This is a genomic window from Flammeovirgaceae bacterium SG7u.111 (genome assembly GCA_034044135.1).
GTDB lineage: Bacteria > Bacteroidota > Bacteroidia > Cytophagales > Flammeovirgaceae.
This window is the reverse complement of sequence record CP139021.1, coordinates 6,942,544-6,954,219: the sequence shown is the minus strand read 5'-3', so window position 1 is coordinate 6,954,219 and position 11,676 is coordinate 6,942,544. Positions and strand designations below refer to the sequence as shown.

At 40.2% G+C, this 11,676-nt stretch carries 9 protein-coding genes; 4 read left to right on the top strand and 5 right to left on the bottom strand.

Annotated elements, in window-relative coordinates; all coding sequences use genetic code 11:
* The first annotated feature begins 26 nt into the window (after positions 1-26).
* Complete coding sequence (locus R9C00_26810) at positions 27-626, top strand: bifunctional precorrin-2 dehydrogenase/sirohydrochlorin ferrochelatase (GenBank protein ID WPO35311.1); 600 nt, start codon at positions 27-29, stop codon at positions 624-626.
* Positions 627-818: 192 nt separating this feature from the next.
* Positions 819-1,952, top strand: coding sequence for a hypothetical protein (locus R9C00_26805; GenBank protein ID WPO35310.1), 1,134 nt, complete (start codon positions 819-821; stop codon positions 1,950-1,952).
* Here the strand turns inward: R9C00_26805 and R9C00_26800 are convergent.
* A complete protein-coding gene (locus R9C00_26800) occupies positions 1,947-3,185 on the bottom strand; it encodes an MFS transporter (GenBank protein WPO35309.1) in 1,239 nt (412 codons plus the stop codon). The genes R9C00_26805 and R9C00_26800 overlap by 6 nt on opposite strands.
* Positions 3,186-3,364: 179 nt before the next feature.
* On the opposite strand from R9C00_26800, the gene R9C00_26795 reads away from it, so the two are divergent.
* Positions 3,365-4,108, top strand: coding sequence for a hypothetical protein (locus R9C00_26795; protein WPO35308.1), 744 nt, complete (start codon positions 3,365-3,367; stop codon positions 4,106-4,108).
* A 261-nt stretch (positions 4,109-4,369) separates the two neighbouring features.
* Here R9C00_26795 and R9C00_26790 read toward each other — a convergent pair whose 3' ends face one another.
* From R9C00_26790 to tatA, 3 genes are all read right to left on the bottom strand, one after another.
* On the bottom strand, positions 4,370-5,869 hold the full coding sequence (locus tag R9C00_26790) for a LysM peptidoglycan-binding domain-containing protein (GenBank protein ID WPO35307.1): 1,500 nt from the start codon (positions 5,867-5,869) through the stop codon (positions 4,370-4,372).
* A gap of 103 nt (positions 5,870-5,972) precedes the next feature.
* Positions 5,973-7,421, bottom strand: coding sequence for an Asp-tRNA(Asn)/Glu-tRNA(Gln) amidotransferase subunit GatA (gene gatA / locus R9C00_26785; GenBank protein ID WPO35306.1), 1,449 nt, complete (start codon positions 7,419-7,421; stop codon positions 5,973-5,975).
* Between the two features lie 91 nt (positions 7,422-7,512).
* Entirely contained in the window at positions 7,513-7,716 is a 204-nt protein-coding gene (tatA, locus tag R9C00_26780) for a twin-arginine translocase TatA/TatE family subunit (protein WPO35305.1), read from the bottom strand.
* Between the two features lie 378 nt (positions 7,717-8,094).
* Between tatA and R9C00_26775 the strand changes: the two genes are divergently transcribed.
* The gene (locus R9C00_26775) at positions 8,095-10,029 is read left to right on the top strand and encodes an AAA domain-containing protein (GenBank protein ID WPO35304.1); all 1,935 of its coding nucleotides are present in this window, start codon (positions 8,095-8,097) and stop codon (positions 10,027-10,029) included.
* A 22-nt stretch (positions 10,030-10,051) separates the two neighbouring features.
* On the opposite strand, the gene R9C00_26770 is transcribed toward R9C00_26775, so the two are convergent.
* Positions 10,052-11,296 (bottom strand): response regulator, encoded by a 1,245-nt coding sequence (locus R9C00_26770; protein WPO35303.1) that lies wholly within the window; start codon positions 11,294-11,296, stop codon positions 10,052-10,054.
* Positions 11,297-11,676: the final 380 nt, after the last annotated feature.

Here is an 11,676-nt window from a genome sequence, read left to right as displayed (position 1 = left end):
CTTTTAAGAATACGATTAGAAAATAGATGGAAGAAAAAGGCAACGTATTATTTCCCATTTTTTTGAAGATAGACCAACTGAACTTGTTGGTAGTAGGCGGGGGTAATGTGGGGGAAGAAAAGCTTGAGGCGTTATTGAAAAATAACCCAGAAGCTAACGTTACAGTTGTATCCATCGACTTTAAGGACGAGGTGCGGGAACTTGCCAAAAAACATCCATCTATTAAATTAATTCATCGAGCTTTTGAAGAAAGTGATTTGGACGATGCCGAAGTTGCAATTTTGGCTACGGCCGACAGAGAGGTGAACAGGGAAATAAAAGTGCTTGCAAAAAAAAGAAAAGTACTTACAAATGTGGCAGATACGCCTGATTTGTGCGATTTTTACCTTGGGTCAACCGTAAAAAAAGGGGATTTGAAAATAGGGATTTCTACTAACGGAAAATCACCTACATTTGCCAAACGGTTTCGCCAAGTTTTGGAGGAAATCTTACCAGAGCAAACGGATGAATTGTTGCAAAATTTGCGTATTATCCGCGATAAGCTGAAAGGCGATTTTAGCTATAAAGTGGAAAAACTCAACGAAGTAACCGCTAGCTTGGTAGATAAAGATTTAAAGAAAAAATAAAGGCTTTTAGCCTTATAAAAATACTTCCTGATTCGAAGTACTTAGCTGTTTAATAGATAGCTAATTGTGGTTGTTGTTGAAAAGATTGCAAGTATTACTTGCAATCTTTTTTTGTTTGTGGGGCTTTGTCAAATACTTATCGAAAAGTGCTAACTTCATATGGCGATTTTACAAACCTGAATATTTCACCCAATGAAAATCAGATATAGTTTACTAAGCGGATTTTTCTTTGCGCTAAGCACAGTTTTGTTACAAGCTCAAAACCTTATTCCCAACTACAGTTTTGAAAATAGCGATCTTGTGCCTGAAGCTGAAGCCGAAGCGCATAACTTGGAAGGTTGGGAAGTACTAACACAAAAAGGGGATGATTTCCATTATGCCATTCCTGATTACCTGCGAGTGGATGGGAAAAATAAAGCAAAAGTATCAGAAGCCTATTTTGGAAAAATAGAACCTTTTGAAGGAAAAGGAATGGTCGGGCTAATGGCATACAATCAGGTAATTCGAGGCTTTAGGGAATACCTCAGTATCAGGCTTAATTCGCCGCTCGATACCAACCAGACTTACAGACTGATAGCGCATTTAGCCAATGGGAATAAGCACTATGGAAGGTTGGGGACTTACTTTGGATTTTATTTTTCCGAGGAATTACCTAGCCAAAATGGGCATGATGCCATGGATGTTACGCCGCAACTTGAAACCACCGATGTGATTTTTTCAGAGAAGTGGCAAAAGCATCTTTTCTCATTCAAGCCCGATAAACCCTACGAATATTTGACCATAGGCAATTTTAGAACTGATGAAAATGCAGCCCCCAAAGTTTTTTCGGAAGATGGAAATAGTTGCGCCTATTATTTGGTAGATGCTTTAATTCTTGAACCTATAAAATTGCCCAAAGCGAAACGAACCGAGCAATCGACAGAAGATAGCTTGAAAAATGTTGCTTCAGAGCTTTTGGCGACGATTTCGGCGGAAAAGCTTGGAGGAAGACCTGTGTTGAAGCAGCAAGTAATAGAGGTGGAAGGCGATATATTAGAAGTGAAAATATGGGACGATAGGGAAGTGGACGACGATATGGTTTCGCTTTACCTCAATGGGAAGTGGGTAGTTGAAAATTATACGTTAGGTAAAAAGAAACTCCAATTGGAGTTGCCCCTTAAGAAAGGGAATAATAATTACCTGATTTTGTATGCGCCATCCATGGGCAACAAGCCTCCCAATACGGCAGCCCTTTCCTACCGAGATAAAGATGGAAAGGTTAAAAAACTCTTATTGAAATCGGATTTACAAAGCTGTGGAGCTATCCAAATTATATGTAAATCATAAGGCTTGGGGTATTTCTTCTGCTCTTTTGGGGTACAAGAAAAAGTTAAGAAAGCTCCCCAGAAGCATGAATGCAACCGATCCTATTATGATAAAATCAAACCCATAGCCTTTGTCGAGGAAAAAGCCCATGCATAGCGGAGCAGTCGCTGAGCTTATGACGGTAAGCGTGCTGTACATGCTTTTTATTCCCCCTAAGTTTTCAACACCAAACATTTCGGCGAGCACGGCGGCATTAAGGCTGGCCATCATTCCAGCCGTGGCGGCAATTCCTATCAGATAGGGAATGGCAATAAATTTATTGTTGAACCACATAAAGAGAAGCAGCCCAATCATGAATGGAGTGAGGAAATAAGGCATCAGCTTTACGGCAGAATATTTATCGATCAGTACACCCGTGTAGATAGAAGAAACTGCTCGGGCAATGGCATGGACGATGAAACAAGCGGCAATCCAGTTACCAGCCCAACCTTTTGACAAAGCCATTTCCACTTGGTAAAAATGATAACCTGTGATAAGGAAATGGATGGAAAAAGCGCCTGGCAATATCAAATAAGTTCTCGGATCTTTCAAAATCTCTTTTCTCGACCAAGTACTTTTAGGCTTAGGCGCTGTATCGGCTTGTACAGCTGCAGCCCCTTTTTTCTCTACTATTTTGAAGCCTTTCTTAAAGATATAAAACAAGGTAGGAATAAGTACCAAGGTGATGATGGTAGCTTCTATCCATAGAGTGTGTTGCCAGCCTACATAGGCGATTAGTAATGAAATAGTGATAGGGAAAATAGCTTGCCCGGCAGCATGGCCCATTACTGCTACGCTCAAGGCTTTGCCTCGCAACTTGGTAAAGCTTTTGGCTATGGTAGTAAGGGAAATGTGGGTAAAAAGTCCTTGTCCACAGAGGCGGTTGATAAAGAACCCGATGCAGAGCATCCAAGCGCCCGGAGCGAGCGACAGTACTAATAATGATAAAATTAGCCCAACAACTGTGGTAAATGTGAATTTATTTAAAGGGACGGTATCAATTTTTTTCCCAACATAAACTAATGTAAAGCCTCCACAAACAGTACCTATGGCATAAATGCTTCCGAAAGCAGTGTTGCTGAGGTCGAAAGCTTTCATGATGGAAGGGACAAACTGTGCATGTACATAGGTTTGTCCAAAGCTGGAGAAGAAAGTCATTAAAAATCCGAAAAGCAAAATCCTCGGGTTGCCCTTTATTACTTGTATGTAGTTCATCTAAGAGTATTTGAAAAGGCAAAAATAGATAGGAAGAAGTACTTTAGTGGATTAAATGTGTAAAAAGCTAAAAATACAACTGGAAAAAGGAAGCGAGTTTTATTTTACAACTCTTTTGTTGCAGTAGGTGTCATCAGTGTGGAGTTAATCAATAAAAAATACTATTTGAGAATAGAGTTATGATAAAAAAGATTTTTTTGGTTTTTGGGTTGAGTTCATTGCTTTTTTCTTGTATGGACAATGATCTCGAACCTCAAACCTCTCGTCATGATTTCTTTTCAGCTTTTAGCTTTGAAAATGGCGATGGGGAATGGGTAGGCGAATTTTCTAACTATCCGGAAAGTGAACAGGCAAAGTATGGGTTAGAAGTGGCTCATGATACTCTTCCAAATACATTTGCAGGGGGAAGTTATAATGATATGGCGATGAGGCTTACAGGCAGAAGCCTGAATGGGGAATTGTTTATGTACATGAAAGTTCACATAGAGAACTTGGAACCAAATGTAAGCTATGATTTAGATATTAATATGAATGTAGCATTTGATGTTGAATCCGACTCAAATGTGGTTGATGCTAAAAAAATATATGTAAAAGCAGGTGCGGTCACTACAGAACCTGTTTCCACTCTTACACCTGATGAAGCCGAATTAGGCTACATAGGATATACAACTAGTTTTGATAAAGGTAACCTCGGTAGCGATGGGGCTGATTTGGCTTATTTGGGCTCGATTGAAATTGGTAAAACTGCTTATGAGGATAATGTTTTCACCGTTGATAATAGGAACGAAAAAATCACAGGTACTACCGATGCCGATGGTAAGCTTTGGTTAATAGTTGGGATAGAAACAGAAGTGCCAACAAAACTAGATACCTATTTCACAGAAGTATCGGTTTTTTATGATAACCCTCTGAATAACGAATAAGGAACATTGGTTTCCTTTCCATATAAATGAGCTAAACTTTCAACCAGAAAGGCTTCATATAGGCTCAGTTCTAGACTTTCTAAAACTCCTATGTGATGCTAAAAACTTTGTCAGATTACTATTTCCCACGACAGCGCCCTGGAATTTCCTCGGCGTTGTCTCTTTTTTAGGCTGGATATTTTCTTTTTCCATATAAAAAAGTCCCTACAAGTATCTGATTGACTTGTAGGGACTTTTTCATTTATAATGAATTAAAAATGGCTACCCAAGCTTTAGCTTTTGACCAATTTTAAGTTTGTCGGTTTTAAGGTTATTCGCTTTCCTTATTTTATCAACCGTTACTCCGTTGTATTTTTTTGAAATTCCCCAGAGCGTATCACCTTCTCTTACTACATGTACTTTTCCATTGGCAGTGTACTGAACTTGGTTTGCCGAAGGTTGTGTGTTCTTGGCAACTGCTTGCGTGGAAGGTTTTGCTGGAGCTGCCCCAGCACCGTACATTACCAGCTTTTGACCTGGGTAAATGGTGTTTGTATATAAATTGTTCCATGATCTTAGGTTAGAAAGCTTTACTCCATGTCTTTGCGCAATACTTCCTAAAACATCTCCTCGCCTTACTGTGTAATATACTTTTTCCCCACTTCCTACTTTTCCTCCTGCGTAGTAAGTAGGTTTCTTGCTTGTAACTTTTACAGAATCCAATATATCTTGCTTGTTTGCCATGAAATAATCGAAGCGAGCAGCTGGAATTTTTACAGGGCAATCTTTTACACCTGATGGCACATATTTGTACCTAAAACGAGGATTGAGCTGTGCTAAATCTTCTTCGCAGATGTTGAGTTTTTGAGCAAGTTTGCCAAAGTCAACTGATTGACTTACAAATATTTCTTGAGAAGGAGTTGCATAAAATGGCTGTTCTTGCACCAAGTTGTGCTCATCGGCATAGTTAAGAACATAAGCCATGGCTACGAATTGGGGTAAATACGAACGAGTTTCTCGTGGCAGTTTTTCATAAATATCCCAGAAATGAAATTTTCCAGAACGCCTTTTGGCTTTGTTTACATTGCCAGGACCGCAATTGTATGCGGCAATGGCTAGTTCCCAGTCTCCGTACATATCGTGCAAAAACTTCAAATATTTACAAGCAGCAATGGTAGCTTTTTCGGGATCCATTCTGTCATCCATCGAATAGGATTGCTTTAGGCCATAAGCCCTGCCCGTACGGGGCATGAACTGCCATAAACCAACTGCGCCCACCCTAGAGCGAGCCGAGGGAACAAGTGCCGATTCGATGATGGAAAGATATTTTAACTCATCTGGCATGCCATATTCTGCCAGTGTTTTTTCAAATAGAGGGAAATACAGATTTTTACGCTGCATGATTTTGAGCGTAAACTCTCTTTTTCTTACCGAAAAGAAATCGATAAAGAGGCGAACCCTAGCATGGTAGTTCATTGGGATCTCACCTTTCTTTTCCATTTCTTTTAACCTAGCCATGATCTCTTCATCCGATACGGTTGGGATATAATCCCTATCGTAGGCTATTTCTTCCAAAAGAATAGCGGAGGTAGTATCAAATTTGAGAAGGTTGGCCTCTTGGATCACATCTGAAGCAGAAACAATTTCCTCTTCGGGTGCCCAAGGGAATTCATACCCCTCTGGAGGCTCTACAGTGTAAGTGCTGTCAATTTCTTGCGAAAATGCTGGGCTAATTAGTAGACATGTAGTTGCTAATAAGAAAAGCCTTTTTAATGATGGCATAATAAAACTGGCTAAATTTTGAGATTATGAAGCTTAAAAATATAGAAATATGTCAAACTTTAAAAATATAAGCATATTATCTAAATTCTTAAAGCTTAACGAGTTAACCTTTTGTTTGGTCTGCCAAGATGTTTTTTTCGAAGTTATGGGCGAACGCCAAGAGTTTTTCTTCTTCAAATGCACCAGCCATAATTTGGATTCCTAAAGGAAGATTATGGTCTCCTTTGCCATTAGGTACGGAAATAGCTGGAATGCCTGCAACAGAAGCTTGCACTGTGTAGAGGTCGGCAAGGTACATTTCCAAGGCAGAGCTTTCGCTAAAACTGCCCAGCTCCATAGCGGGAGTAGGCGAAGTTGGAGAAATTAAAAAGTCATATTGGGTCAATAACTTTTCGGTTTCTTCTTTTACCAATCGCCTTACTTTTTGTGCTTTGGTAAAATAAGCATCGTAATAGCTGGCGCTAAGTACGAATGTTCCCAACATAATCCTTCTTCTTACTTCTTCTCCAAACCCTTCTGAACGGGATTTTTTGAACAACGACTCCACATCTTTGGCATCGGGGCTGCGGTAACCGTAGCGTACCCCATCGAAGCGGGACAGGTTGGTGCTTGCTTCGGCTGTGATTAAAATATAGTAGGTAGGAAGCACATATTCCAACATAGGGAAATCGACGGCTTCTACTTCGTGTCCATCAGCTTTCAGTTGTTCAACAGTCTCAATGAAATTGGCTTTTACATCTTCGCTGATTCCCTCCGCCTCAATGGTTTCTTTGATGTAACCAATCTTATATTTTTCATTTTTAGAAAGTGCTTTAGCGTACTTTCCTACTTTTTCTTTCGAAACAGTTGCATCAAATTCGTCCGGTCCGGCCATTACTTCCAACACTTCCGCTGCATCGGCTACATTGTGCGAAAGGATTCCAATTACATCGAAAGAAGATGCGTAGGCGATCAGCCCATGGCGAGAAATTCGTGAATAAGTAGGCTTAAGACCCACTACGCCGCAAAAAGAAGCCGGTTGGCGAACAGAGCCACCAGTGTCTGAGCCTAAAGAGATTAAGCACATATCGGCGGCAATGGCTGAAGCCGAAGCACCAGAAGAACCACCTGGCACACGCGTTTCAGCAGCAGCATTAAGTGTAGGACCAAATGAAGAATTTTCATTGGTAGAACCCATGGCAAACTCATCGCAGTTTTGCCTTCCGATGATGATTGCATCTTCTGCTAATAGGTTTTCTATTACCGTAGCAGAATATTGCGATACAAATCCGTCTAAAATCTGGCTGCCTGCTTGGATATGATGGTCTTTGTAGCAAATTACATCTTTGTGACCAATCACCATTCCAGCGAGTTTGCCCGCAGTGCCTTCTGCTATTTTCTGGTCTATTTCTTCAGCTCTTTTCAGAGCTTCCTCTTCATACACTTCCAAAAAAACATTGAGGTGCTTCTGGCTTTCTATCTGTTTCAAATAGTAATTTACCAGTTCTTTGCAACTGGTATCACCGTTGGAGAGAGCGGTTTTAATATCCGCAAATGAGCTGTACTTCTTCAACTTACTTCACTTAAAAAATGAAAAACAGGATTGCTCCTGTTTTTGTATTAAAACTTTTATTAAATATCTAGTTCCTGAGAATAGGAAAGGGTTACTTTTTGTCTTTTACACCTTCCTCAATCTCGTCTTGGATTTCCTTGGTAGCATCCTTGAATTCTCTGATACCTTTTCCTAGGCCTCGTGCCAATTCTGGGATTTTTTTCGCTCCAAAAAGCAACAAGATAACGAAAATGATAATAGCCATTTCCCATCCACCTGGCATTCCAAATAATACAATTGATGATAAAGTTGTCATAACCGTTTGTTTTATATATAAATATTTTGCCCCAGTAGCTTATGGGCGTTTTTTATTTGTGAAATTTCATTAAACAAGGTGAATGTTTAATGGTTAGGATTCCTGTTTTATCTTTTCACCTATATGTAAAGATACTAAATCTTTTGTACCGCTTAAAAACTGAATTGTTAAAAGGTAAGTTATTTTGACGAAAATAGGATTTCCCCCAAGGTTTCGCCTTGATTTCTCGACGGAAGTAAGAATTTAGGCTTTTAGAAATAACACATAAAGCAGTAAAACAAATCCTTGATTCACATCTTTATCAACTATTTTTGCCTCAAAGGTATGTTTGGATTTCACCTGTTTTAAGACCTGAACACGCCCCAATAAAAAAGAACTATGGATGAGTTAAAATTAATAAGAGACTTACTTCACAACGAAAAAGAGGCTGACCTGAAGCAGTACCAAAAAAATGTGCTGCAAACCCCGCTGGGTGAAAGGAGGAAGAAGGGGATAAGTTGGTATCCGGTAGTGGTGGAAAACAGCGGGATAGGTACAGGGGAAAAATATTTTGTGACGGTAGAGCGTACGGCGCTTCAGGGCGAATCGCATGCTTTTCAGCCAGGAGGGATGGTCTCGCTTTTTAATAACAACGGGCAGGGCGGAAAAGTAGAAGCAGTGAACGGAGTGGCTTCTTCGGTGTGGAAAAATTCCATGAAGATTGTGCTGAATGTAGATGAGCTTCCCGATTGGTTGGAGTATGGAAAGCTTGGTGTAGATGTACTGTTCGACTCGGCTAGCTACAAGGAAATGGACATTGCCATGGAACGGGTGATAGATGCGAAAGATGGGCGCTTAGCGGAACTAAGAAGTGTTTTGTTGGGGAAAAAGCCTGCTGAATTTGACGAAAACCACTTCCAAATAGAAAACCCAAACCTAAATAGTTCTCAAAATAAGGCAGTAAATAAAATATTATCGGCCAAGGATGTTGCCATTATCCATGGTCCTCCGGGTACGGGCAAAACCACTACGCTAGTGGAAGCAGTTTGCCAAACCCTCAAGCATGAAGAGCAGGTATTGGTGGCTGCACCTAGCAATACTGCTGTCGATTTGCTCACTGAAAGGCTATCGCAAAGGGGGGTGAACGTGCTAAGAATAGGCAACCCGGCAAGGGTGACGGAAGAATTGATGCACCTGAGTTTGGAGGCGAAAATAGCTCAGCATTCAGATTATCGGCACCTTAAAAAGCTGAGGAAAAAGGAAGAAGAATTCAAGAGGATGGCTTTTCAGTACAAGCGCAAGTTTGGCAAGCAGGAGCGAGAGCAGCGTAGGTTGATGTTGGAAGAGTCGAGAAAAATAAAGGCTGATGCTCTCTATTTGGAGAATTTTATTGTCAATGCGCTTATCAACGAGGCTGAGGTAATTACGGCTACTTTGGTTGGATCGGTTAATAGATATATCAGAAATAGACAGTTTTCCACGGTTTTTATTGACGAAGCTGCCCAAGCACTGGAGCCAGCAACTTGGATTCCCCTCACCAAATCGCAGCGAGTGGTTTTTGCTGGAGATCACTGCCAACTTCCACCCACGGTAAAGTCCCATGAAGCCGCTAAGGCGGGGCTGGAAGAAACGCTTTTTGAGAAATGTATTAAAAGGCAAAAGGTGGATGTGATGCTGAAGACCCAGTACCGGATGAACGAGAAAATAATGGGTTTTTCCAACGAACAATTTTATAAAGGAGAGCTAGAAGCAGATACTTCGGTCCAGCATCATTTGCTTACCGCTGACCTAGAAGATGTAATGTTGGCCAGCCCAGTCGATTTTATTGATACTGCTGGCTGTGGCTATACCGAAAAGCAAAATGAAGAATCGCTGAGCCGCTTCAACCCTGAGGAGGCAGGGCTGCTTTTTAGGCATATGGAAAAGCTTTTTATGCACATTTACCAAACCAACAAATCCTTGCTAGAAACGGGATTTCGGGTTGGGGTGATTTCCCCTTACAGTGCCCAAGTTGCTTATCTCAAAGAATTGATCCACAACTTTCCCGATCTCCGAGATTTCAAAGAATTTATCAACATCAACACCGTGGATGGTTTCCAAGGACAGGAGCGAGATATTATGTATATCAGTTTGGTAAGAAGCAATGAAAAAGGCAAAATTGGCTTTTTGGAAGATACCCGCCGAATGAACGTGGCCCTCACCAGAGCTAAGAAAAAACTGGTGATAGTGGGCGATAGCGCAACTATTTCCCACCATGAGTTTTACCAACAGTTTTTGGATTATACCGAAAAAATAAATGCTTATCAGAGCGCTTGGAACTGGATGGAGGAATAGTTTTTCTTTTTACCAGGGTGTTTTATTCTTGCTTAAAAGTTTCGTTTTTAGGCATTTTAGCCGATTTTAAAGTAAACCAAATTGAAGTTTTGTTTGGGTCGGTCGTCTCGTTTACCCCTATTTCTCCTCCCATTATTTCAATATATTTTTTTGCCAAGGAAAGGGAAATATTCGCATTTAGCAACTCTTTGTTTCGGGCATCAAGTTCTTCAAACTCACCCTCTATAAATTGGTTGAGTGTAACCACATCTAAGGTAAAACCTTTGCTTTCAAAGCTGACTTTTAAATCTTTCTCCACATTCAACTCACATTGGATACTCAGCCTTGTGTTATCTGCTGAGTGATTGATGTGTGTTTTCAAAATGGCGGCGATGGCATTTACCAGTATCCTTTTGTCAAAATATACCGACGGTAGCTCCTTTATATAACCTATTTCTAACAACACATTTCGCTGTATCGCATCTATTATAAACTTATCAATAGCTGCGTTCATCGTATAAAATGGATTTTCGAAAACGATGTTGAGCTGTGGGTTTCTTCCTTCCTCGGCACTAGTAGTTTGTATGATCGTCAGGATGTTGTCAAGCATGGAGCTAGAGGAATATTTTATCTGATTGATGAATTTGAGTTGAGGAATAGTGAGGTTATCGGCATCCCTCATCAATATTTCCGTGAGGGAATTTATGGCGCTCACGGGGTTTTTAAGCTCGTGAATGAAGGTAGAGATGAAAGCATTCATCTGTCTTTTTTTCTTTGCCGTTCTTGTCTTTTGAGTTTGTAATCGGTCTACTGTTTTTGCCAGCTTTTCATTTACTTCATTCAAGTTTTTGTTCAGCCCTTCCACTGTTTGTAGAGCATTGGAAAGTTGCGTATTTATTTTTTTTCTTTCAATTGCATTTTCACAAACTCTCAAAATCATTTCTCCAGAAAACTCTCCTTTTATAAGGTTGTCCTGCGCACCTGCTTTTATCGAATCCATGTACGCTTCATTGTCTTTGTGGGAAGAAACTGTTACCACAGGAACAGAAGGGAATTTACGAGTGAGAAAATGTAATCCTTCAATACCAGCTGCATCGGGTAGGGAAAGATCTAGTAAAAAAATATCGATGGAATTGTTTCTTGCCTGCTTCTCTGCCTCTGCCAAGCTGAGGCAATGGATGAGGGAATATTCGTATTTTCCAGCAAGTTTCCTCAACTTCGTATCAAGTTTCAGAAAATCAGTGAGGTTGTCCTCAATATACAAAAGGTTTAGTTTCGATTTTTGCATAAAAATCACTAGATCAAAATGGATTCAAGAAAAATTTTAGTGTAAACGGTAGTTGTTTTTTGCAGGTGAAGAAGGGTGTGTTATGATCCGATGCCTTCCTCTAACTTACTAATAGATAATGGCTTTGTCAAATTCTTGTGTTAGGCTGGAGTTGGAGTTAAAGCCACACTGTTTAGAGTTTTGAACAAAAAATTGATCAGCTTTTTTTATAGGAAGTACACTACTTTGTTTGATTAAAATGCCGAATGTTGGGCATGTTATGCCCTTTGGGTGTTTATGAGAAGTAGGAGAAGGATATTGGTAGTCCATGTGCTTACAAATACTTTTGTTAGCTTAAAAAGCAGAACATATAAACAAAAAAATAGAATACGATTTTTAAA

Coding starts and splice junctions, on each gene's coding strand:
- R9C00_26810 (WPO35311.1), top strand. CDS start 27: ATGGAAGAAAAAGGCAACGTATTATTTCCCATTTTTTTGAAGATAGAC.
- R9C00_26805 (WPO35310.1), top strand. CDS start 819: ATGAAAATCAGATATAGTTTACTAAGCGGATTTTTCTTTGCGCTAAGC.
- R9C00_26800 (WPO35309.1), bottom strand. CDS start 3,185: ATGAACTACATACAAGTAATAAAGGGCAACCCGAGGATTTTGCTTTTC.
- R9C00_26795 (WPO35308.1), top strand. CDS start 3,365: ATGATAAAAAAGATTTTTTTGGTTTTTGGGTTGAGTTCATTGCTTTTT.
- R9C00_26790 (WPO35307.1), bottom strand. CDS start 5,869: ATGCCATCATTAAAAAGGCTTTTCTTATTAGCAACTACATGTCTACTA.
- tatA (WPO35305.1), bottom strand. CDS start 7,716: ATGACAACTTTATCATCAATTGTATTATTTGGAATGCCAGGTGGATGG.
- R9C00_26775 (WPO35304.1), top strand. CDS start 8,095: ATGGATGAGTTAAAATTAATAAGAGACTTACTTCACAACGAAAAAGAG.
- R9C00_26770 (WPO35303.1), bottom strand. CDS start 11,296: ATGCAAAAATCGAAACTAAACCTTTTGTATATTGAGGACAACCTCACT.